Source organism: Elioraea sp., from assembly GCF_022842375.1.
In the GTDB taxonomy this organism is placed as follows: domain Bacteria; phylum Pseudomonadota; class Alphaproteobacteria; order Acetobacterales; family Acetobacteraceae; genus Elioraea_A.
Map to the genome: position 1 here is coordinate 261,713 of NZ_JALHPR010000003.1, position 21,135 is coordinate 282,847.

Annotated in this window: 20 protein-coding genes; 9 read left to right on the forward strand and 11 right to left on the reverse strand. The window is 70.9% G+C overall.

The window, feature by feature from the left end:
* Positions 1-68: 68 nt before the first annotated feature.
* The gene (locus tag Q0C38_RS04665; protein ID WP_291295898.1) at positions 69-1,640 is read right to left on the reverse strand and encodes an ABC transporter substrate-binding protein; all 1,572 of its coding nucleotides are present in this window, start codon (positions 1,638-1,640) and stop codon (positions 69-71) included.
* 72 nt (positions 1,641-1,712) lie between these two features.
* The gene (locus tag Q0C38_RS04670; protein WP_291295899.1) at positions 1,713-2,591 is read right to left on the reverse strand and encodes a diacylglycerol kinase family protein; all 879 of its coding nucleotides are present in this window, start codon (positions 2,589-2,591) and stop codon (positions 1,713-1,715) included.
* Between the two features lie 193 nt (positions 2,592-2,784).
* Here Q0C38_RS04670 and Q0C38_RS04675 point away from each other — a divergent pair, with 193 nt between their 5' ends.
* Positions 2,785-3,594, forward strand: coding sequence for a UDP-2,3-diacylglucosamine diphosphatase (locus tag Q0C38_RS04675; protein WP_291295900.1), 810 nt, complete (start codon positions 2,785-2,787; stop codon positions 3,592-3,594).
* Positions 3,595-3,647: 53 nt separating this feature from the next.
* On the forward strand, positions 3,648-4,691 hold the full coding sequence (locus Q0C38_RS04680) for a glycosyltransferase family 1 protein (RefSeq protein ID WP_291295944.1): 1,044 nt from the start codon (positions 3,648-3,650) through the stop codon (positions 4,689-4,691).
* Here the strand turns inward: Q0C38_RS04680 and Q0C38_RS04685 are convergent.
* Entirely contained in the window at positions 4,673-5,512 is an 840-nt protein-coding gene (locus Q0C38_RS04685; protein ID WP_291295901.1) for a MipA/OmpV family protein, read from the reverse strand. The genes Q0C38_RS04680 and Q0C38_RS04685 overlap by 19 nt on opposite strands.
* A gap of 93 nt (positions 5,513-5,605) precedes the next feature.
* On the opposite strand from Q0C38_RS04685, the gene Q0C38_RS04690 reads away from it, so the two are divergent.
* The 6 genes from Q0C38_RS04690 (at position 5,606) to Q0C38_RS04715 (ending at position 11,366) form a co-directional block, all read left to right on the forward strand.
* Positions 5,606-6,544, forward strand: a complete 939-nt coding sequence (locus Q0C38_RS04690; RefSeq protein WP_291295902.1) for a LysR family transcriptional regulator — start codon at positions 5,606-5,608, stop codon at positions 6,542-6,544.
* Between the two features lie 100 nt (positions 6,545-6,644).
* Positions 6,645-7,139: a hypothetical protein gene (locus Q0C38_RS04695; RefSeq protein WP_291295903.1), complete on the forward strand. Its 495-nt coding sequence runs from the start codon at positions 6,645-6,647 to the stop codon at positions 7,137-7,139.
* 225 nt (positions 7,140-7,364) lie between these two features.
* Positions 7,365-8,042 carry a lysophospholipid acyltransferase family protein gene (locus Q0C38_RS04700; protein WP_291295904.1) on the forward strand — a complete coding sequence of 226 codons (678 nt, stop codon included), beginning with the start codon at positions 7,365-7,367 and terminating at the stop codon, positions 8,040-8,042.
* Positions 8,039-9,391 (forward strand): 3-deoxy-D-manno-octulosonic acid transferase, encoded by a 1,353-nt coding sequence (locus Q0C38_RS04705; protein ID WP_291295905.1) that lies wholly within the window; start codon positions 8,039-8,041, stop codon positions 9,389-9,391. The genes Q0C38_RS04700 and Q0C38_RS04705 overlap by 4 nt, the downstream gene beginning before the upstream one ends.
* Positions 9,392-9,402: 11 nt before the next feature.
* Positions 9,403-10,449, forward strand: a complete 1,047-nt coding sequence (gene lpxK / locus Q0C38_RS04710; protein WP_408870004.1) for a tetraacyldisaccharide 4'-kinase — start codon at positions 9,403-9,405, stop codon at positions 10,447-10,449.
* Complete coding sequence (locus Q0C38_RS04715) at positions 10,446-11,366, forward strand: lysophospholipid acyltransferase family protein (RefSeq protein WP_291295907.1); 921 nt, start codon at positions 10,446-10,448, stop codon at positions 11,364-11,366. The genes lpxK and Q0C38_RS04715 overlap by 4 nt, the downstream gene beginning before the upstream one ends.
* Here Q0C38_RS04715 and Q0C38_RS04720 read toward each other — a convergent pair.
* From Q0C38_RS04720 to xseA, 5 genes are all read right to left on the reverse strand, one after another.
* Positions 11,363-12,850, reverse strand: a complete 1,488-nt coding sequence (locus tag Q0C38_RS04720; protein ID WP_291295908.1) for a methyl-accepting chemotaxis protein — start codon at positions 12,848-12,850, stop codon at positions 11,363-11,365. The two genes, Q0C38_RS04715 and Q0C38_RS04720, sit on opposite strands and share 4 nt — an antisense overlap.
* A gap of 5 nt (positions 12,851-12,855) precedes the next feature.
* A complete protein-coding gene (locus Q0C38_RS04725; protein ID WP_291295909.1) occupies positions 12,856-13,164 on the reverse strand; it encodes a hypothetical protein in 309 nt (102 codons plus the stop codon).
* An 89-nt stretch (positions 13,165-13,253) separates the two neighbouring features.
* Positions 13,254-13,625, reverse strand: a complete 372-nt coding sequence (locus Q0C38_RS04730; RefSeq protein ID WP_291295910.1) for a cupin domain-containing protein — start codon at positions 13,623-13,625, stop codon at positions 13,254-13,256.
* Positions 13,626-13,656: 31 nt separating this feature from the next.
* Entirely contained in the window at positions 13,657-14,481 is an 825-nt protein-coding gene (locus Q0C38_RS04735; RefSeq protein ID WP_291295911.1) for a M23 family metallopeptidase, read from the reverse strand.
* Positions 14,478-15,947, reverse strand: a complete 1,470-nt coding sequence (gene xseA / locus Q0C38_RS04740) for an exodeoxyribonuclease VII large subunit (protein WP_291295912.1) — start codon at positions 15,945-15,947, stop codon at positions 14,478-14,480. Before xseA ends, Q0C38_RS04735 begins: the two co-directional genes overlap by 4 nt.
* 54 nt (positions 15,948-16,001) lie before the next feature.
* Between xseA and purD the strand changes: the two genes are divergently transcribed.
* Entirely contained in the window at positions 16,002-17,264 is a 1,263-nt protein-coding gene (gene purD / locus Q0C38_RS04745; protein ID WP_291295913.1) for a phosphoribosylamine--glycine ligase, read from the forward strand.
* A gap of 3 nt (positions 17,265-17,267) precedes the next feature.
* On the opposite strand, the gene Q0C38_RS04750 is transcribed toward purD, so the two are convergent.
* The 3 genes from Q0C38_RS04750 to gyrB all read right to left on the reverse strand — a co-directional run bounded on the left by Q0C38_RS04750 (position 17,268) and on the right by gyrB (position 21,129).
* Positions 17,268-18,098, reverse strand: a complete 831-nt coding sequence (locus tag Q0C38_RS04750; RefSeq protein ID WP_291295914.1) for a hypothetical protein — start codon at positions 18,096-18,098, stop codon at positions 17,268-17,270.
* 107 nt (positions 18,099-18,205) lie between these two features.
* Positions 18,206-18,670, reverse strand: a complete 465-nt coding sequence (locus tag Q0C38_RS04755) for a GNAT family N-acetyltransferase (protein ID WP_291295915.1) — start codon at positions 18,668-18,670, stop codon at positions 18,206-18,208.
* Between the two features lie 2 nt (positions 18,671-18,672).
* Entirely contained in the window at positions 18,673-21,129 is a 2,457-nt protein-coding gene (gyrB, locus tag Q0C38_RS04760; protein ID WP_291295916.1) for a DNA topoisomerase (ATP-hydrolyzing) subunit B, read from the reverse strand.
* Between the last annotated feature and the right edge of the window lie 6 nt (positions 21,130-21,135).

A 21,135-nucleotide genomic window follows, 5' to 3' on the forward strand; every position in this document is an offset into this window, starting at 1 on the left:
GCGGCAAGCAGCCGTTGCGTGAATGCCGCCTCAGCAGCCTGCGACCGCCTCAGCAGCCCGCCACCGCCTCACTCCACCGTCACGCTGCGCCCGAAGATCAGGTTGTCGGCGCGGTGGGTCATCTGCACGCCCGCCTTCATCGCGAAGGGGATCATCAGGTGATACAGCGGGATGTGCCCGAACTCGCCGTTGTGCACGCGCTGCGCCTCGTGGATGAGCGCGGTGCGCTTGGCCGGGTCGGTCTCGGCCTCGACCTCGCGGACCAACGCATCGACCCGCGCGTTCGAGTAGCCGCCCCAGTTCCATGAGCCGCCGCCGGCCAGGGCGCGCGTCATCATGATGCCGCGCAGCGTGTAGAGCGCATCGAAGGTCGGCACGCCCCAGGTCAGGCCGTAGAACGACGTGTCCTGCTGCTGCAGCTTCCGGAAGAACACCGCGTTCGGCATGGTGTTGAGCCGCACCTGGATGCCGATCTGCGCCAGCATGCCCGCGATCGCCTGGCAGCTCTCGTCATAGGCGCCGACGGGGCAGTCGAGCGTGATCTCGAACCCCTGCGCATAGCCGGCTTCGGCGAGCAGCCGCCGCGCGCGCTCACGGTCAACCGCCGGGCGGCGGGCGAAGGCCTCGTCATAGCCCGTGACGAACTGCGTCCACATGCTGCCGGTAGGCACCGCAGTGCCACGGAGAACGCGCGTGCGGATCGCCTCGACATCGATCGCGATCGCAATCGCCTCGCGCACGCGCACATCCTTGAACGGGTTGCGGCCCTTCACGTTGGAATGCACGAGCTCGTCCCGCGCCTGGTCCATCGCGAGCCACATCGTGCGGTTCTCCTGGCCGACGAGAACCTTCAGCCGCGGATCGCGCTGCAGCCGCACCACATCCTGCGCCGGAACGGTGTGGACGAAATCGACCTCGCCCGAGAGCAGTGCGGCGATGCGCGTCGCGTCGGAGGAGATGGTCACATGGTGCCACTCCGTCACGTCGTTCGGCCCCGGCGCACCGCCCCACCAGCGCGGGTTGCGGGTGAGCACGGTGCGCTGGTCCGCCTCGCGCGAGCGGAGCACGAAGGGGCCGGTGCCGTTGGCGTTGCGCGCGGCGAACAACTCCTCGCGGTCACGCAGGTTCTGCGGCCGCTCAGACCGGTTCGCCTCCGACCATTCCTTGTCCATGATCAGGATGCGGGTGAGCTTGTCGGCGATCACCGCGTCGGGCACGCGCGTGACGATGTCGACGACGTGTGACGACACCTTCTCCGCGTGACTCACCGTATCGACATAGATTGTGAAGTTGGAGGTGGGGGCGAGCGTGCGCGCGATGGTGAACACCACGTCATCGGCGTCGAAGCCGTTGCCGTTGTGGAACGTCACGCCCTCGCGCAGCCAGAAGCGCCAGCGCGTCGGCTCCACCTGCTCCCAGCGGAGTGCCAACGCCGGCTCGAGCGTGAGCCGATCGTTGCGGTGGATCAGGCTCTCGTAGATCTGGCCAGTGACGAGATAGGTGGTGAAGGCGTTGTTGGCGTGGGGATCGACCGTCACGGCATCCGAGGTCGTGGCGAAGCGGAAGGTCTTCGCGTCCACCGGCTGCGCCAGCAGCGCAAGACCGAGACATGCAGCGCCGAGCGACGTGATGATCCGCATGGTGCCCCCTGCTTCGCTTCGTTCCGGCGACCATCGTCGATCGTTGCGGCCAAGCCCGCAAGAGGGAAGCTGCTACGCGCGTGGAACGATCACCGCAAGTGGCGCTGCCTGGTCATCCACCACCACGGGCGTCCGGCCGACCAGGTCGCCGTCGGCCTGCACCGGCAGCCCCGCTGGGCCGAGCACCGCGAGCGTCGCCGCTGGCCCGGCCGAGAAGCCCGGCAGGCGCGCGAGGAGGCCGAGAGGCAGCGCAGCGCCCGCGAGCGCCGCCGCACCAGGCCCGCCGCGATCGAACACGCAAGCCATCACGCCAGCGTGATCGGGCGCCGCCCCCGGGGCGAGCAGGAATCGCCCGCCGTAGAACCTTCCCTTGGTGGCGATCACCTGCGCCGCGTCCCGTGGGACGCCGTCGATCGCGAGCGACAGGCGCGGGAACCGCCAGGAGGCGAGCTGGCGCAGTGTCTCGACCACATACGCGCCCTTGCCGATGCGCCGTTTCAGGGCCGTATCGAGCGCGGCAACCACGGCGGCATCGAACCCGACGCCGAGCATCTGGATGAACAATCGCGTGCGGCCATCGTCGAAACATGCGCGGCCGGGGCGGACGACACGCGTGCGCCGAGCCGCGAGCATCGCGGCGATCGCTGCCGGCGCAAAGGGAAGGCCGAGCTCATGCGCGAACACGTTGGCCGTGCCGATCGGGATCACGCCGAGCGAGGCATCGGTGCCGGCAATCCCGTTGGCGACCTCGGCGATCGTGCCGTCACCACCGGCGGCAACGACGATGCGCTCGCCCTGTGCCACGGCCTCGCTGGCCAGCCGCTCCGCATCGCCGGCGGCAGCCGTGTCGGCGACGGTGAAGCGGACGCCCGTTTCCGCCAGCGCACCGGCGACGCGCTCGAACCGCCGGCGTCGTCGTGCGCCTGCGGCGGGATTGAAGATCAGGAGCATGGAGGCCGGCCGGGTTCGGGCAGTGGGGCGCGCGAAGGTGTCAAGATATCCACAGATCGTTACAGCGCGATGACAGGAGCAGGACCACTTCATTACATCGTTTTCTTCATCCGTTTCATGAAATGTTCATGGCAACTGCTGGAAATCAGGTCGTACAGGAGGTCATCGAAGGCAGACCGAGGTGCGTGTGCGCATGACAGTCCAGCCGCTTTCCCGACGCTACCGGGCGATCTTCATCAGTGACCTGCATCTCGGGACGCGCGGCTGCCGCGCCGATTTCCTGGCCGATTTCCTCCGTCGCACGGATTGCCAGAGCCTCTACCTCGTCGGCGACATCGTCGATGGCTGGCGGCTGAAACGGTCCTGGTACTGGGACGAGACGCATGACGAGGTGCTGCGGCTGATCCTCGCCAAGGCCAAGAACGGCACGGAAGTCACCTACATCCCCGGCAACCATGACGAGCTGTTCCGCGCCTGGATGCCCATGGAATTCGCCGGCGTGAAGCTGCGCGCCCATGCCGAACACACCACGGCGGATGGCCGCCGCCTGCTCATCATGCATGGCGATGAGTTCGACAGTGTCGTGCGCTACGCCCGCTTCCTCGCCGTGCTGGGGGATTGGGCCTACACCGCGGCGCTGGTGGTGAATCGCTGGTTCAACGCCGCGCGCCGCCGCCTCGGCTACCCCTACTGGTCGCTGTCGCAGTGGTTGAAGCGCCAGGTGAAGGAAGCCGTGAAGGCGATTGACAGGTTCGAGCGCGCGCTCGCCCAGGAGGCCCGCCGCCGCGGCTTCGACGGCGTGGTCTGCGGCCACATCCACCACGCCGAGATGCGCGAGGTTGACGGCATCCTCTATCTCAACGACGGCGACTGGGTGGAGAGCTGCACCGCCCTGGTCGAACACATGGACGGGAGACTCGAATTGATCGACTGGGCAGCACTGAACCGCCTCTCCCACTGGCGTGACCAACCCGCTCAGCGCGCCCTGCCGGCCGCCGCGTGAACGGCGCATCGATCGACGAACACGGCCTGCCCTTCTTCACGCCACCGGGTCCCGTGAAAATCCTCATCGTCTCCGACGCCTGGAAGCCCCAGGTCAACGGCGTCGTCCGCACGCTGGCCACTGTGCGCGACGAGCTCGTCGCCATGGGCCATGCGGTGGAGGTGGTGGGGCCCGACAGGTTCATGACGATCCCAGCCCCGTCGGAGCCCGATGTGCGGCTTGCGCTGTTCCCGGGACGACGGCTTCGCCGCATCGTCGACGATTTCGCTCCCGATGCGATCCACATCAGCACCGAAGGGCCGCTCGGCCTTGCCGCGCGCAGGCTCTGCCTCCGCCGCGGCTGGCCGTTCACCACCGCCTTCCACACGCGCTTTCCCGAATACCTCAAGGCGCGGCTTGGCGTTCCCGAGCGCATGACCTGGGCGCTGATGCGCCGCTTCCACCGCCCCTCCTCCGCCGTGCTGACGGCCACCGCCTCGTTGCGCGAGGAGCTGGTGTCGAAGGGTTTCGCGAATGTCGCCGCCTGGACACGGGGGGTCGATCTCGGCCTGTTCCGGCCGCGCGAACGGGGGCTGCTCAACCTTCCCCGACCCATCTTCCTGTATGTCGGGCGCGTGGCGGTGGAAAAGAACATCGAGGCGTTCCTCGCGCTCGACCTGCCAGGCTCGAAGGTGGTGGTGGGCGACGGTCCGCAGCGTGCCGCACTCGAGAAATCATTCCCCGAGGCGCATTTCCTGGGTGCCAAGTTCGGTGAGGAGCTCTCGGCCGCCTACGGCGAGGCAGACGTGTTCGTCTTCCCCTCGCTCACCGACACGTTCGGCCTTGTCATCGTCGAGGCGCTGGCCTGCGGCACGCCCGTTGCGGCCTATCCCGTCACCGGGCCGAAGGACGTGATCGACAGCACCGCCGTCGGCGCGCTCGACAGCGACCTCCGCATCGCCGCGCTCGCCGCCCTCGGGCTCGACCGCGAGGCGTGCCGGCGATTCGCCGAGGGCTTCTCGTGGCGGCGGACGGCCGAGATCCTGATCGAGCGCCTGGCCCCGATCGACCGCCCGGTCGCGCCCGCGCCGGCGCCCGCCTACCAGCCGAACCGGTAGGCCAGCGCGAGGCCGACGAAGCCCTGCGTCGATGAGCCTGCCTGGTTCACGATCGGGCTGTCGGCGGCGTCGTTCAGCAGCTCCTTCACCTCGGCGATCCCGGTCAGCGCCAGCTGGTCGGTGATCAGCCAGGTGACCGAGCCGCCCAGGCCGACATCCTTGAAGCCCCCACCCGGGTTGTACGGCGCGTAGCCCGAGCGTGCCGCCTGGCTCTGCGTGATGCCGAAGAAGCTCTGCATGTAGTTGTCCGACGCCCAGGTGATCGAGGGGCCGATCGAAAAGCGCCACCGCTCGGCCAGACGCGCGTTGTAGGAGGCATCGGCCCTCACCTCGGCGCCACGGTGCCCGCCGCCGTTGAGCCCCTGCCCACCCTTGATGCCGAAATTGAAGCCATTGATGCGGTAGTTGGCGAAGAGCCCTGCCTCGACCGTGGTGCCGACGTCGCCAAGCCCCCGCAGCGCATCGTTGTCATCCTGGTCGCGGCCGAAGCGCCAGCGCAGCAGCGGGCCCGCGCTGAACCCGCCGATGCGCACGACCGAGACGCCAAGACCGTCACGGGAGGAGAGGAAGGCGATGTCGCGGTAGCGCAGGTCGATCAGCGGCGCGCCGAGGAAGCGATAGTCGTTCGAGCCCTCGTAGTCCGGCGTCGCGGCGCCGAGGGCGCCGACGGTGAGCGACCATTTCGTTGTCGGCGGCGCGATCCGGATCGATTCGCCACGCTCCAGCAGCGCCTGCGCCCTGGCCCCGCCGGCGGGAACGACAGCGGCAAGGCTCAACGCGGCAAAGCCAAGCGAAGCGAAAATGGCGGCGCGAATCGGCATAACTGGCTCCCGGACCGTTACAACGCTGCGGTATGGCACGAAGTGGACACGTGTTCACTTGACGAACGCGGCAGTAATGGCATTCATTTTTGCATGACCAGCCTGATCGAAGCCAAGCTGCCCGACGATCATCCCGATGGCCCTGACTGGTCCCTCATCCGCGCCTTCGCCGCCGTGATGCGCACCGGAAGCCTGACCCGCGCGGCGGACGAGCTGGGCCAGACCCAGCCCACCCTCGGCCGGCAGATCCGCGCCCTCGAGGCGGCGCTTGGCGAGACGCTGTTCGACAGGCTGCCATCCGGGCTGGTGCCGCGCGAGCGTGCCGTCGCACTCTACGAGCGTGCGCAGGCGATGGAAGCGGCAGCCGCCGGCTTCGCCCGCGCCTTCGCGCGCATGCCCGAGGCGCTGTCGGGAACCGTGCGCGTCACCTCGTCGGAGGCGTTCGGCACGGCCGTGCTGCCCCGCCTGCTGGCCTCCTTCACCGCCGCCAACCCCGCGATCTCGATCGAGGTGGTCGCTGCGAACGTGACGCTGAACCTGATGCGCCGCGAGGCTGACATTGCCGTGCGCTTCGTCCGCCCCGACCAGCCGGACGTGATCGCCCAGCGGCTGGGGGAGGTCGAGCTCGGGCTCTTCGCGCATCGTGACTACATCGCCGCGCACGGCACGCCGGAGAGCTTCCCCGATCTGGCGAGGTTCCGCCTCATCGGTCCTGACCGCGACGAGATCGCGCTGCGCTACGCCGCGAAGCGTGGCGTGGCGATGACGCGCATGGGCTTCGTGTTCCGCAGCGATTCCTGGGCCGCCCAGCATGCCGCCGTGCGGGCGGGCATCGGCATCGGGCCGATGCACACCTGGATGGCGCGCGGCCACCCCGATCTCGTGCGCGTCCTGCCTGGCGAGTTCGCCGAGCGGCTCGAAGTGTGGATCTGCGCGCATGAGGACCTCCGCCGCTCACGCCGCGTCAGGGCGGTGTACGACCATGTCAGCGCCGCGCTGCGCGTCTCGCTCGCCGCCGAGTTACGGCCCTGAGGCACCCCCTTTCCGGCAGCCGGGGCGCGCGGCGCTCAGCCCGCACGGCGGCGACGCGTGGCGACCATGCAGGCCAGCCCGAGGCCGAGCAGCGCCAGCGATGCTCGCAGCGGCCCGGTATGCGACAGCCGCGCCGGACGCGTGCCTTGCGTCGCGTCGGCTGTTCGGTCAACTATTCCGCACTGAAAACAATCCGATGGAGATGGCGATGGCCGTGGTCGTATCCCCCCTTCAGTGGGCCCAGCTTCAGGACATCGACGATGTCGAGCCGCTGAACGACAGCGACAGCGCGTGCCTCGCGGAGCTCAGGGACGTGCTGAAGCGCCACGATCGCCTGGAGAGGTTCGGCGTCGCACTCCTGCATTCCCATTTCGAGATGGCCGAGGACGAGATCCTGATCGAGACGAGCGACGAGACGTCGCGCACGCTCACGCTGAGGCCGGCGAACGCAGCGGAAGCCGAGGAGCGCGGCATCGGCACGGTCTGGATGCTTCGCGACGGCGCGCCGCAGACGATGACGGCGTGCAAGCTGGTCTGCATCCCGCAGATTGGTCGCAGCCACAAGCATACGGACAAGCACGAGAAGGACAGGTAGGACAGATCCGCGCGGCGGAGGCCTCGGCGCATCCAGCCTCGGGCATGGGCGGCGCCTGCGGTCGATCGCGCGGCGCGCGGCGACGTCGGTGGTACGGCCTGGCCGATCGCGATGCACCGGATCGCGCCGGAGGCCGGTTTGTCAGTCCCGGCGCCGCCGTGCTAACGCCGCCGCCATGCCGTCCCGTCGTGCCGCCGCCCGATCGGCGGCGCCCCCCCCCAGCCGATGCTAAAGCGCATCCTGCGCCACCCGCGCACCCTTGCCCTCGGCGCCGCCCTGCTCGCCTGCCATCTCCGCCTCGTCGGCGCCACCACGCGCTGGACGGTGGAGGGGAAGGAGGGGGCGGCCGCGCTGGCGGGCCGGCCGGTGATCGGGGCCTTCTGGCATGAGCAGCTCGCCCTCGCCCACGCCATCGCCTGGAACTGGTCCGGCTCGCGCACCGACACGGGGTTCACCGTTCTCGTGTCGCAGCACCGTGACGGGCGGCTGATCGGCGATGTCGTCTCGCGCCTCGGCATCGGGGCGGCACACGGCTCATCCCGCCGCGGCGGGGTGGCGGTGTTCCGCGAGGCGCAACGCGTTCTGACGGAAGGCCGATCGGTCGCGATCACGCCCGATGGGCCGCGCGGGCCGCGGCGCATAGCGCAATCGGGCGTGGCCCGGCTCGCGCGCCTCGCCGCCGTGCCGGTGATCCCCGTCGGTGTCGCCGTATCGCGCGCACGCCGCCTCGGCTCCTGGGACCGGATGATCTTCCCCCTGCCCTTCTGCCGCGGCGCGATCGTCTATGGCACGCCACTCGGCCCCGGCGACGCGCCGACCGAGGAGGCGCTGCGCGAGGCGATCGCCGCTGCCATGACGGAGGTGGCCGAGCGTGCGGCGAACCTTGCGGGGATGCGCCGATGACGCTGGCACTCACGCTCTGGCGCGCCGGCGGTGCTCTGGCAGCCCCGCTCCTGCCGCTCTGGCTCGCGCGGCGGGCACGGCGCGGCAAGGAATTCCCCGCCCGCCTCGGCGAGCGGCGCGGCATCACGGGCCTCGACCGGCCGCGCGGCACGCTGCTCTGGCTGCATGCGGCGAGCGTCGGCGAAAGCCTCTCCGCCCTGCCGCTGATCGAGGCGCTGCGCCGCGCGCGGCCGGGCCTCTCCGTTCTCGTCACCAGCGGCACCGTCACCTCCGCCCGGCTGCTCGCCAGCCGGCTTGGCGGGACGGCGGCGGCGCCGGACACCTCGGGCGCGATGCCGGCCTCGCCATGGCTCACGCACCAGGTCGCCCCGCTCGACGTTCCGGCCTGGGCCTCACGGTTCCTTGACCACTGGCGGCCGGATGCCGCCGTGTTCGTCGAAAGCGAGATCTGGCCCGCGATGCTCGCCGCCCTTCGCGCCCGAAAGGTCCCGTCCGCCCTCGTCAACGCCAGGCTCTCGGCCCGCTCGGCTGCGCGCTGGGCATGGGCGCGCGCGGCCGCGCGCGAGGCGCTCGACACGTTCGAGGTGATCCTCGCCCAGACGGGCGCTGACGCGGACCGCCTCTCCGCGCTCACCGGGTGGCCGGTCACCTCGCCCGGCAACCTCAAGAACGCCGCTCCGCCGCTCCCGGCCGATGCGGTCGAGCTTGCGCGGCTCCAGGCGCTGCTCGGCGACCGGCCCGCGTGGGTCGCTGCCAGCACGCACCCGGGCGAGGAGGAGCGTGTGCTCGCCGCCCATGCCATCGCATGCGCCGATCGGCCCGACCTGCTGCTGATCCTCGCACCCCGCCACCCGGAGCGCGGCGAGGCGGTCGCAGCCCTCGCGGCCCGGGATGGGCACCCGGCAGCGCGCCGCGCACCCCGTCGTTCGCTGGGGCAGGACCCGTCGGGCCCCGTCTGGGTGGCGGATACGCTGGGAGAACTCGGCCTCTGGTACCGGCTTGCCCGCGGCGCCTTCCTCGGCGGCTCGCTGGTCCCGCATGGCGGGCAGAACCCGCTCGAACCGGCGAGGCTCGGCCGCCCCGTCGCCTTCGGGCCGCATACCGCCAATTTCGCCGAGGTCACCACGTCCCTGCTCGCCGCGGGAGCAGCGACACGCGTGGCGGACGAGGCAGCCCTTGCCTCCTGGGTTGAGAAGCTTATCTCGAATGGAAACTGGGCGGCGAAGGCCGGCGCAGCGGGGGCGATGGTGGCTGGTGGCGGGACGGCGGGGCGGGAGACCGCGGCGCTGGACCAGACCCTTGCCGCGCTGCTACGCCTTCTGCCCGAGGAAGGCTGCACGGCGGGGTAGAGGACATCATGCTGCGCGCACCTGGGTTCTGGCTTCCTGGCGGAGGCGGGCTCGCCCCCTTCCTGCTCACCCCCGTCTCTGCCCTCTATGCACGCGCCACGGCCCGCCGCGTCGCGCGCGCCGGCTGGACCGCCCCCGTGCCCGTCATCTGCTGCGGCAACGTCACCGCCGGCGGGGCAGGCAAGACGACCGTCGCGCTTGACCTGATCGCACGGCTGGCGGCGGCCGGCGTGGGCGCTCATGCGCTGCTGCGCGGCTATGGCGGCAGCGCGCGCGGCCCGCTCCGCGTCGATCCAGCCAGGCACGACAGCCGCGTGGTGGGTGACGAGGCACTGCTGCTCGCCGACCTCGCCCCCACCTGGGTCGGCGCCGACCGTGCCGAGACAGCCCGCCGCGCGGTGGCCGATGGGGCTGGCGCGATCGTGATGGATGACGGGCTGCAGAACCCGACGCTGGAGAAGACGCTGGCGCTGCTGGTGATCGACGGCACCTTCGGCTTCGGCAATGGCCGCGTCATTCCATCCGGGCCCTTGCGCGAGCCAGTGGCAGCCGCCGCCGCCCGCGCCCATGCCGCCGTGCTGATCGGCGATGACGAAACGGGCGCGACCCGCCTGCTGCCCGATCACCTGCCGGTGCTGCGCGCCCGGCTGGTGCCAGGCCCAGGCACGTCCTCTCTCGCCGGCAGGCCCGTGCTCGCCTTCGCCGGCATCGCCAACCCGCGCAAGTTCTTCGACACGCTGGCCGAGGCCGGCGCAATCATCGTCGGCCGCCAGACCTTCGCCGACCACTACCCCTACGACGATGCCGACATCGCGCTGATCCTGGCCGAGGCGGAGAAGCTCGCCGCGGTGCCGGTGACGACACGGAAGGACATCGTGCGCGTGCCGCCGCGCTTCCGCGACGGCATCGCGGTCGCCGGCATCGGGCTGGCGTGGGAGGATGAGGTCGCGCTCACCGCCCTCCTTGCCCCGCATCTGCCTCCCCTCCGGCCAGCCGCGCAGGCGCTGCCAGCCGGAACGTCGGATCCGACGACAGACACGGCCACCTGCACGGCATGACCGCTGCGCCGCTCGGAACGCGCCTGCGCTGGGCAGCGGAGGCGGCGATCGCTCGCGCGGTGTTCGGCCTGTTCCGCATGCTCGGCCCCGCGCGCGCGTCGAACCTCGGCGGCGCCATCGCGCGCACGATCGGCACACTCCTGCCCGTCAGCCGCGTCGCGCTGCGCAACATCGCGATCGCCTTCCCCGACCGTGACGAGGCGTTCCGCCGCGCGACGCTCACGGCCGCGTGGGACAATCTCGGCCGCGTCATCGCCGAGTATCCGCACCTCGCGTCGCTGAAGCGCACCCCGTCAGGCCCAGGCTGGGAATTCGATGGCGATGCGATGATGGCCGGCATCGCGGCCACGGGCGGGCCGGTGATCTTCGTCTCCGGCCACATCGCGAACTGGGAGCTGCTTCCCCCCGTCGTCGCTCATTTCGGCATCGCGATGAGCTCGGTCTATCGTGCGCCGTCGAACCCGCTGGTCGATGCGATCATCCTGCGCTACCGCCAGGCGGCGATCGCCCCGCTCGACGCCGCCCTGTTCCCGAAGGGAGCGGAGGGCGCGCGCGCCACCCTCGCGCATCTCAGGCGCGGCGGCGTCCTCGGCATGCTTCTCGACCAGAAGATGAACGACGGGATCGCCGCCACCCTGTTCGGCGAGCGTGCGATGACGGCGCCCGCGCTAGCGCAACTCGCCCTCCGCTACCGCTGCCCCGTCATCCCGGGGCGCGCGATGCGCGTTGGCCCCGCGCGCTATCGTTTCGCGGCCGAGGCGCCGCTTGCCCTGCCCGACAGCGGCGACAAGGCAGCCGATGTCGCGGCGCTGACCCAGGCCGTGAACGACACGCTCTCACGCTGGATCACCGACCGGCCGGCGGAGTGGCTGTGGTTCCACCGCCGCTTCGACAAGGCGCTGTACCGCCAGGATTAGGCAGCCCGCACGCGGCCGACGAAGGCATCCAGGCGCGTGGCGAGTGCGTTGGCGGTGGCGGAAAGCGCCTGCGCGCTTTCGCGCGTGCGCGCCGCCACGGCAGCGTTCTCGGCGGTCGCGGCCGACACGCCCGCGATCGCGCCCGTGCTGTCCTCGGTGCCGCGCGCGGCGGCGTGCACCGCGCGGCCGATCTCGGCGATCGCGGTCGACTGCTCCGTCATCGCCGCGGCGATGGCGCTCGCGATGCCGTCGATCCGCCGCACCACGGCCACCACCTCGGCCACCACATCGCCGGTCTCGGCGGTGGCGGCCTGCATCGCGCCGATCTCGCGCGCGATCTCCTCCGTCGCCTTTGCCGTCTGCGCGGCAAGACCCTTCACCTCGTTGGCGACGACGGCGAAGCCCTTGCCCGCCTCGCCCGCCCGCGCCGCCTCGATCGTGGCGTTGAGGGCAAGGAGGTTCGTCTGCCCCGCCACGCCGCCGATCATGTCCGCAACCGTGCCGATCCGCCGCGCCGCCTCGGCGAGGGTAGCGACCGTCTGCTCCACCGCACCAGCCCGCTTGGCGGCATCGCCCGACACGGCAGCCGCCTCGCCGATCTGCCGCGAGATCTCGGCGACCGAGGCCGTCATCTCCTCGACGGCCGCCGAGGCGCTCTGCACCGCCATGGCCGAGCGGGACGCGGCATCGGCCGCGGCGGCAGCCTCCGCATCGGTGCGTGCGGCCGATCGCGCCAGGCGCTCGGCCGTCTCGTTGATCGCCGTTGCGGTGCTCGCGACCTCGGCCGTCACGCCGCCCATGCCGGCCTCGAACTCATCGGCGAGCGCGCGCGTGGCCGCGCGCTTCTCCTGGTCGGCCCGGGCGGCTTCCGCCTCGCGCGCGGCCGTCAACCCCGCGACCGCCTTTGCCCCCTCCGCCGCATCGCGCACCGCACGCTCGGCGGCGGGAAGGGCTGCCTCGACCCGGTGCGTCAGCCACACGAGCGCGCCAGCCTCAACCACGACGATCACCGCGTGCACGATGACGCGGCCAAGATCGGCCCCCTCGGGAAAGACGAGCGCCGCGAGGAGGACGTTCAGCGAGAGGTGGTGCACCGCGATCACGCCGGCGCCGAGCACGATGCAACGCCAATCGGCATAGACGGCCAGGACCGCGAGCACGGCGAAGAACGCCATGTGCATGTCGATCTGCCAGGGATGGCCGGCAAGTTCCGACACCATCAATGACGGCATGGCAACGGCTGCGACCGTCACGGTCGCGCGCGTCGCAGGGCCGGCCGGGTCACGCCACACGGCCATCGTCGCCGCTGTGGCGAAACCCGCGGCGATGGCAAGGGGGAACAGCACCGGCATGCCGACGACACCCGCGATCAGGCCGACCAGAGGTACGTTCAGCCAGATGATGGTGAGCAGGATCCTGCTCGCCATGGCGCGGAGCAGCCCCAGGGCATCGTCAGCGGGAACGTCGGATGAAGAACCCATCATCACGGTCATCCTCTGGCAGGGAAAAACAGGACGGCACAGCCCAGGAGCGCATCGGCGCGCAGGACGAGCCACGCACCCGAAGCGGCAAGCCTGGCGGCAAGCGCAGGATCGTCGCCGCGCACGAGCACGGACCCGAACGGCCCTTCGATGACAGGCAGGCCGCCCGCGGCGACGGCGTGCAGCGGGGCGGCGCCATCGGTGAAGAACGCGAGCAAGGGCGCGCCGGGAACGGGCCGCAGCGCGATAGCGGCGGACGCAAGCAGCGAGACGGCGACCAGCGCCGCAGGAAGCGCAACGGTTCGGAGGTCGATCATCTGCGGAGGCTACCGACGACGGGTTAACCGCTCGCTTCCACCGTCACCGCGCGACGCGCGGAAGACCCCCGCGCGTGGTCGGGCGCGCCTCAGCCGTCGCCGAACCCCTTGCCCGCAACGCGATACTCGGGCCGTGGCGGGCTGAAGATGTCGAGCACCTTCGCGCCCTCCGGCCCCGCGCGCATCGTGTGCGGCACCCCGCCCGGCGTGCGCCAGAAATCGCCCTTCGTCACCGCGATTTCCTCGCCGCCCTGGATGCGGATCGCGGAGCCTTCGAGCAGGACGCCCCACTGCTCCTCCGGGTGGTGGTGCACCTTCCCCTCGGTGTTCGGCGCGATGGTCACGACCGAGAGCATCGCCTGTTCGCCGGCGAAGATGCGCGTCGTCACGCCGGGGGCGAGCTCGCGGAACAGTCCGTCGGCCTCGTTGGCGAGCTTATGGAATTCCTTGGCCTGGCTCACGTTCCGCTCCCTTGCATGGTCATCCCCCGGCTCATGACTCCGGCATCGGCGGCAGCGCCGTCTGCGGGTCGACCGGCGTGCCGAGCCAGCCGATCTCGAAGTGAAGATGCGGCCCCGTCACCCGCCCCGTCGCGCCGATCGCCGCGATCGTCTCTCCCCGCGCCACGCGCTGGCCGACGCGGACGTCGATCCGCGACAGGTGGAGGTAGGAGGAGGACACGCCGTGGCCGTGATCGAGGATGACCGTTCCGCCCTGGAAATAGAGATCCGCCTCCGCCAGCCGCACGATGCCCGGTGCCGCGGCAGCGACCGGCGTGCCTGTGGGGCGGGCGACATCGACGCCGAGATGCGGTGCGCGCGGCTCACCGTTCAGGATGCGGCGTGAGCCGAACACGCCCGAGATCCGCCCCGTCGCCGGCCACATGAAACCCGTGGCGAAGAGCGGCTCGGGCGTGTCGTGCCGGCGTGCGGCGCGCACCGCCTCGCGCTCGCGGCCGATGCGCTCGAGCGTCTCCGGCGGCGGTGTCACCATCGCTGGCGGAAGGCCGGTGATCGGCTGTTCGAGCCAAGCGCGCTTCTCGACCGAAAGCTTCCGCGCCTCCGCCTTGCCGCCCGGCGGGGTGATCGACAGCACGCTGTCGGGCTTCGCATCGCGGCCGAAGCCGAACGCGAACTCGCCGCCACGTCCGACGCGCACCGCCGTTCCGTCAAGCGCGAGGCGCGTGCCAGGCTCGGCGCGGCCCGAGACGAACCCGCCCTGCGCGACCGGGCCTGTCCAGGAGAGCGCACGTGCCTCGCGCGCCGCGACGAGGCAGAGCGCGCAGCCGAGCACGCCACGGCGGGAGAGAAGCGTCACAGCAGGCTCCCTTGCGTCGGTTTCGGTGCCGGCTTGCGGGCAGCTCCCTCGGCGGCCACGCGTACCGTTCCATCGGCGAAACGCAAGCCGAGGCGCGCACCGGGCGTGACGGAGGATGCTGCCGTGACGGCCGTGCCATCGGCATCGGTGACGAGCGCGAAGCCGCGCGACAGCACCGCCGCGTACGAGGCCCCCTCGAGCCGTGCCGAGAGCGCATCGAGCCGCGTGCGGCCTTGCGCGAGTGCCGCGCGCAGTGGCTGGTCGGACAGGCGCACGCGCGCGAGGGATGTGTGCCGGCGCTGCGCCAGTGCGGCGAGGGCGGCAGGCAGGCGCTGGGCGAGCAGCGACAGCGCATTCCGCCGCGCCGCCACCCCTTCGCGCGGATGCGGCAGGCGGCCGCTGAGCGTCGAGAGGGCAAGTCGCCGCCGCTGCACGAAGCCGGGCAGCGCGGCGGCGAGGCGGAAGCCGCGGTCATCGAGCCGCTGCCGCGCGGTGGCGAGGAGCGAGGGCAGGTCGGGGATCGCGCGTGCGGCGCGTTCGAGGCGGAGCCGCCGATCGTTCATCGCGCGCGCAAGCCCGCCCGTCAGCCGCGCGTCGAGGCCCTTGATCTCGCGCAGCATGTCGAGCCGCACGGGAACGGCGAGTTCCGCCGCAGCCGTCGGCGTCGGTGCGCGAAGGTCGGCGGCAAGATCGATCAGCGTCGTGTCGGTCTCGTGCCCGACAGCGCTGATCAGCGGAATGGCGGAGGCCGCCGCCGCACGCACCACCGCCTCCTCGTTGAAGGCCATCAGGTCCTCGAGCGAGCCGCCGCCGCGCGCGACGATGATCACGTCAGGCCGCGGCACGGGCCCGCCTGGCGCGATCGCGTTGAACCCCGCGATCGCCGCCGCCACCTGCTCCGCAGCGCCCTGGCCCTGAACCGCCACGGGCCACACCAGAACGTGGCGCGGGAAGCGTTCGGCGAGGCGATGCAGGATGTCGCGGATCACCGCACCGCGCGGCGACGTGACGACGCCGATGACGGCAGGCAGGCGCGGGATCGCGCGCTTGCGCTCGACCGCGAACAGCCCCTCGGCGGCAAGGCGCTGCTTCAGCATCTCGATGCGCGCGAGCAGCGCACCGGCGCCGGCATATTCCAGCCGGTCGATCTGCAGCTGGTACGACGACCGGTCTGCGTAGGTGGTGAGCTTGCCTGTGGCGATGACCTCGACGCCGTTCTCGGGGTCGAGGCCGAGACGCGGCACGGCAGATTTCCAGATCACGGCGGCGAGCTTGGCGTTCTCGTCCTTCAGCGACAGATAGATGTGGCCGGAGGGGTAGCGCTTGCACTCGGTGATCTCGCCGCGCACGCGCACGCGGCCGAACCTGTCCTCCAGCGCGCGCTTGATCGCGCCCGCGATCTCGCCGACCGAGAATTCGGGGATGTTCGGGCGCTCGGCGGGCGCTGGGGGTGCCGTCTCTTGCATGCGCGCCGATCCTATGCGATCCGCCCGCAGAGGTTAAGCGAGGGATGGTGCGGCATGCGTGTTCTGCTGGTCGGCGGCGGTGGGCGGGAACACGCGCTGGCGGAGGCGATCGCCACCTCGCCGGCACTGTCCATGCTCTGGTGCGCGCCAGGCAATGCAGGCATCGCCGACATCGCGGCCACCGTGCCGATCGCAGCCGATGACGTCACGGGCCTCGTCGCCTTCGCGCGCGAACATGCGGTCGACCTCGTGGTGGTGGGGCCGGAGGCGCCGCTGGTCGCAGGGCTGGCCGATGCCTGCACGGCCGCCGGCATTGCCTGCTTCGGACCTTCGGCAGCGGCAGCACAGCTCGAGGGCAGCAAGGCCTTCACCAAGACGATCTGCGCCGAGGCCGACGTGCCGACGGCCGCCGCCGCCACGTTCGATGACGCAGCCTCGGCCCTCGCCCATGTGCGCGCGGTGGGTGCGCCGATCGTGGTGAAGGCCGATGGGCTCGCCGCCGGCAAGGGCGTCGTGGTCGCGGCGACCCTGTCGGAGGCGGAAGCCGCGATCGTTGCGATGATGACCGATCGCGCGCACGGCACGGCCGGTGCGCGCGTGGTGATCGAGGAGTGCCTGGTCGGCGAGGAGGTGAGCTTCTTCGCACTGTGTGACGGCGAGCGCGCGATCCCCTTCGGCGCGGCGCAGGACCACAAGCGCGTGGGCGAGGGCGATACGGGGCCGAATACCGGCGGCATGGGCGCGTACTCGCCGCCCGCGATGTTCACGCCGGCGCTGGAGGACGAGGTGATGTCCCGCATCGTCCGCCCCACCCTTGCCGCGATGGCCGCACGCGGCACGCCGTTCCGCGGCGTTCTCTTCTGCGGGCTGATGCTGACCGCCGATGGCCCGAAGCTGATCGAATTCAACGTGAGGTTCGGCGACCCCGAATGCCAGGCGCTGATGCTGCGGGCGGAGGGTGATGTGCTGGCGGCACTCGATGCGTGCGCGCAGGGTCGTCTCGACACCGCATCGGTCCAGATGCGGGCGGAGGCATCGGTCGTCATCGTCATGGCAGCGCGCGGCTATCCGGGCGCGTATGCGAAGGGCAGCGTGATCGGCGGGCTGGACGATGCCGCCGCGATGCCTGGCGCGCGCGTTTTCCATGCGGGAACGAAACGTGTCGATGACAGCATCGTCGCCGATGGCGGCCGCGTGCTCGGCATCGCCGCGCGGGGTGCGACGGTGGCCGAGGCGCGCGCGGCGGCCTACGCGGCGGTTGATCGCGTGGCGTGGCCGGAGGGGTTCTGCCGCCGCGACATCGCCGCGCGGGCGTGAGCCTCAGCCGCGGCGGCGCATGAGGCCGAGCAGGACGAGGCCCGTCGCGAGGAGGCCGAGCGGCGCGGGTGCGGGAACGGCGGTTGCCGCCTCGATGTCGAACCGCCCTGTCAGCGTATACTGATCGCCGTTGCCGCTGGCCGCGAAGCCGAACGCGAGCGTCTGGAAGGTGCAGGTGACGCATGTCCCGTCGCCGGACGCAGGCGTGAGCGGGGTGGTGCCCGCGCCGTTGAGCGAGGCGCCGATCGAGGCAACGCCGACGCCATCGACCGCGCCGGCAATCAGCCCCGCTGGAAGGCCGAACTGCGATTGGGCGCCCATCGAGGTGCCGTCACCCGTCGCATCAGCCAGCGTCGCGGTGCCCGTCAGGCCATAGGTGAAGGCGTTCGCACCGAGGGCGAGCGGCCCGCCGAAGGTGACGAGAAACGTGGTCGCCGCACCGGCGTCGGTGATCCCAAGTGCCGCCTCGATGAATGGGTTGGGGCTGAATGCGAGGCTCGCCAGGCTGATGCCATCCACGTCGGCCGGGATCACCGAGCCGTCGCCGAGCCTGACGGAGCCATCGCCGAGCAGGGCGATCGGCGTCACTGCGCGCACCGATCCGTCGCCGAGGGTACGGAAGGACGCTCCCGGCACAGGGGTGACGGAACCGTCGCAGGCCACCAGCACCGATCCGTCGCAGGCGATCAGCACCGAGCCGTCGCCCATGAACTGGATGGCGCGGGAGAGGGAGCCGATGCTGTAGCTCATCGTCAGCAGCGGCGCTGCCTGCACGGCAGGCGCGATCGCGATGGCGCCGAGCGCGGCCAGTCCCACACGTGTTGCGAGCTTCATGACGTCCCCCCACCTGCGGCGCGTTCGATGCAGCCCGCCCCGCTTGCAATCATTTCGTTAGGTATTCGTTCTGTCAATCGACCTGCGGTGGCAGATGGGGAAGGGTGTTAGAGATTCTTCTCGAAGAACACGCGGGGATATGCATCGGCGCCATGCGGTGGCGGAGCGCGGTGGGTCTCGACATAGCCAGCGCTCGCGTAGAGCTGCAGCAGATGGCCGAACATCGCCGCCGTGTGCAGCCGCAGCGTGGCGACGCCTGCCGCCCGGGCGATGGTCTCGGCATCGGCCAGCAGCGCGCGGCCAATACCGCGCTTCTGGTGCGCGTGCGCAACAGCAAGCTGGTCGACCTCGAGCCACCCATCGTCGTGCTTGAGCGTCATCAACCCGAGGATCGCATCGCCCTCGACGGCCACGCGCACATCACCGCGCGCGATGGCGCCGGCAAGCCGTGCGAAGGCCTCAGGCGTGATCTCGCGGCCGAGTGCGCGGGCGTAGGGCGTGAACGCCTCGCGCAGCACGGCCGAGGCGGCTTGTTCCTCGGCCGGCAGCGCCGTGCGGATGACGGCCGGCACGCTCACACGTCCAGGTTCGCCACCTTCAGCGCGTTCTCCACGATGAACTCGCGCCGCGGCTCCACCACGTCGCCCATCAGCGTCGCGAAGATCTCGCCCGCCTCCTCGGCAGCACCAACGCGCACCTGCAGCAGCGAGCGATGCGCGGGGTCGAGCGTCGTGTCCCAGAGCTGCTCCGGGTTCATCTCGCCCAGGCCCTTGAAGCGCTGGATGGTCAGCCCCTTGCGGCCCTGGTCGATCACCGTCTCGGTCAACGCCACGGGGCCTGACACCGCTCGCACGGCCTCGCCGACACGCCACGTCGCGGGCTTCGTCCAGTTCGCGGCGAGCTCGGTCGCCTGATCGTCGAGGCGGCGCGCCTCGGTGCTGTTCAGCAGCGCCTCGTCGAGCACGTAGCGCTCGGTCACACCCCGCAGCGTGCGGGCGAAGATCACCCGGCCGCCCTCGGCAACGCCGGTCCAGCCACGGTCGGTCGGGCGCGCCTCGGCGTCGAGGCGCCGGGCGACCAGGCCGGCAAGCTCACCCGCACGGCCCATGTCGAGCAGCAGGTCGCGCGAGAGGGCGCCTGCGATCGCCGCCTGTTCCAGCACCGCAACGGGGGCGGCAGCGGTCATGCGCTGGAGCAGCGCGCGCTGGCCACGCGCGCGATCGACGGCGATGCGCAACGGGCCTGACGTCAACGTCGCGCCACCCTCGGGCGCGAGCGAGGCGTTCTCGAGAGCGCGGTCGAGGAGGAACCCTTCCAGCGACCGCTCGTCCTTCAAATACCGGTCCTCGCTGCCGCGCTTGGCGCGGAACAGTGGCGGCTGGGCGATGTAGAGGTGCCCGCGCTCGATCACCTCCGGCATCTGGCGGAAGAAGAAGGTGAGCAGCAGCGTGCGGATGTGCGAGCCGTCGACATCGGCGTCGGTCATGATGACGATGCGGTGGTAGCGGAGCTTGGCGAGGTCGAACCCGCCCTCGGAAGGATCGCCGCGGCCGATGCCGGTGCCGAGCGCGGTGACGAGCGTGCCGATCTCGGCGGAGCCGAGCATCTTGTCGAACCGCGCACGCTCGACATTCAGGATCTTGCCCTTGAGCGGCAGGATCGCCTGGTTGGCGCGGTTCCTTCCCTGCTTGGCAGAGCCGCCGGCGCTGTCGCCCTCGACGATGAACAGCTCGCTCTTCGCAGGGTCACGCTCCTGGCAGTCGGCGAGCTTGCCGGGGAGCGACGAGATATCGAGCACGCCCTTGCGGCGCGTCAGGTCACGGGCCTTGCGGGCCGCTTCGCGCGCGAGGGCGGCTTCCGCCATCTTGCCGAGGATGCGCTTTGTCTCGGCCGGATGCGTCTCGAACCAGTGCGACAGCGCATCGGAGACGAGCGCCTGCACCACCGGCTGCACCTCTGACGAGACCAGCTTGTCCTTGGTCTGCGAGGAGAATTTCGGATCCGGAACCTTCACCGACAGCACGGCCGTGAGGCCTTCGCGCATGTCGTCCGCGGTGATCTCGATCTTGTCCTTCTTCGACAGCACCTCGTTCGCCACGCGGTTGACGGTGCGCGTCAGCCCCGCGCGGAAGCCCGCGAGATGCGTGCCGCCGTCGCGCTGGGGGATGTTGTTGGTGAAGCACAGCATCGTCTCGTGGTAGCTGTCGTTCCACGAGAGGGCGAGCTCCACCGTGATGCCGTCACGCTCCGCCTTGCTGCCGATGGGCGGGGAGAACAGCGCGGTCTTTCCGCGATCGAGCCATTGCTGGAATGCAACCAGACCGCCGTCGTAGCGGAGCTCGTGCGTCACGGGTGGCACGTGGCGCGCATCGGTCAGCACGATCGCCACGCCTGAATTGAGGAAGGCAAGCTCGCGCAGCCGGCGCTCGAGCACCGCGGCGTCGTATTCGGTTTTCGTGAACACCGAGGGCGACGGCAGGAACGTCACCTGCGTGCCGGTGCGCGTGGCGGGCTCCGCCCTGCCGACGACGGTCAGCGGGCCGGCAGGCGCGCCACCATTGATGAACCGCATCATGTGCTCGGCCCCGTTGCGCCAGACGCGCACCTCGAGCCAATCCGACAGGGCGTTGACGACTGACACGCCCACACCGTGCAGCCCGCCCGACACCTTGTAGCTGTTCTGGTTGAACTTGCCGCCAGCATGCAGCTTGGTCATCACCACCTCGACCGCGCTCACCCCCTCCTCGGGGTGAAGGTCGGTCGGGATGCCGCGGCCATCATCGGCCACGGTGACGGAGCCGTCGCCGTTCAGCATCACCGTCACGCGGCTGGCGTGGCCGGCGAGCGCCTCGTCGACCGCGTTGTCGACGACCTCGAACACCATGTGGTGCAGGCCGGAGCCGTCATCGGTGTCGCCGATATACATGCCCGGTCGCTTGCGGACGGCATCGAGGCCCCGGAGAACGCCGATCGAGGCGGCGTCATAGGCATCCCCGGCAGCTTCCTGAAGGGTCCGCGCAGGGTCGGTCATGTGCTT

Coding starts and splice junctions, on each gene's coding strand:
- Q0C38_RS04665 (WP_291295898.1), bottom strand. CDS start 1,640: ATGCGGATCATCACGTCGCTCGGCGCTGCATGTCTCGGTCTTGCGCTG.
- Q0C38_RS04670 (WP_291295899.1), bottom strand. CDS start 2,591: ATGCTCCTGATCTTCAATCCCGCCGCAGGCGCACGACGACGCCGGCGG.
- Q0C38_RS04675 (WP_291295900.1), top strand. CDS start 2,785: ATGACAGTCCAGCCGCTTTCCCGACGCTACCGGGCGATCTTCATCAGT.
- Q0C38_RS04685 (WP_291295901.1), bottom strand. CDS start 5,512: ATGCCGATTCGCGCCGCCATTTTCGCTTCGCTTGGCTTTGCCGCGTTG.
- Q0C38_RS04690 (WP_291295902.1), top strand. CDS start 5,606: ATGACCAGCCTGATCGAAGCCAAGCTGCCCGACGATCATCCCGATGGC.
- Q0C38_RS04695 (WP_291295903.1), top strand. CDS start 6,645: ATGCTCGCAGCGGCCCGGTATGCGACAGCCGCGCCGGACGCGTGCCTT.
- Q0C38_RS04700 (WP_291295904.1), top strand. CDS start 7,365: ATGCTAAAGCGCATCCTGCGCCACCCGCGCACCCTTGCCCTCGGCGCC.
- Q0C38_RS04705 (WP_291295905.1), top strand. CDS start 8,039: ATGACGCTGGCACTCACGCTCTGGCGCGCCGGCGGTGCTCTGGCAGCC.
- Q0C38_RS04715 (WP_291295907.1), top strand. CDS start 10,446: ATGACCGCTGCGCCGCTCGGAACGCGCCTGCGCTGGGCAGCGGAGGCG.
- Q0C38_RS04720 (WP_291295908.1), bottom strand. CDS start 12,850: ATGATGGGTTCTTCATCCGACGTTCCCGCTGACGATGCCCTGGGGCTG.
- Q0C38_RS04725 (WP_291295909.1), bottom strand. CDS start 13,164: ATGATCGACCTCCGAACCGTTGCGCTTCCTGCGGCGCTGGTCGCCGTC.
- xseA (WP_291295912.1), bottom strand. CDS start 15,947: ATGCAAGAGACGGCACCCCCAGCGCCCGCCGAGCGCCCGAACATCCCC.
- purD (WP_291295913.1), top strand. CDS start 16,002: ATGCGTGTTCTGCTGGTCGGCGGCGGTGGGCGGGAACACGCGCTGGCG.
- Q0C38_RS04750 (WP_291295914.1), bottom strand. CDS start 18,098: ATGAAGCTCGCAACACGTGTGGGACTGGCCGCGCTCGGCGCCATCGCG.
- gyrB (WP_291295916.1), bottom strand. CDS start 21,129: ATGACCGACCCTGCGCGGACCCTTCAGGAAGCTGCCGGGGATGCCTAT.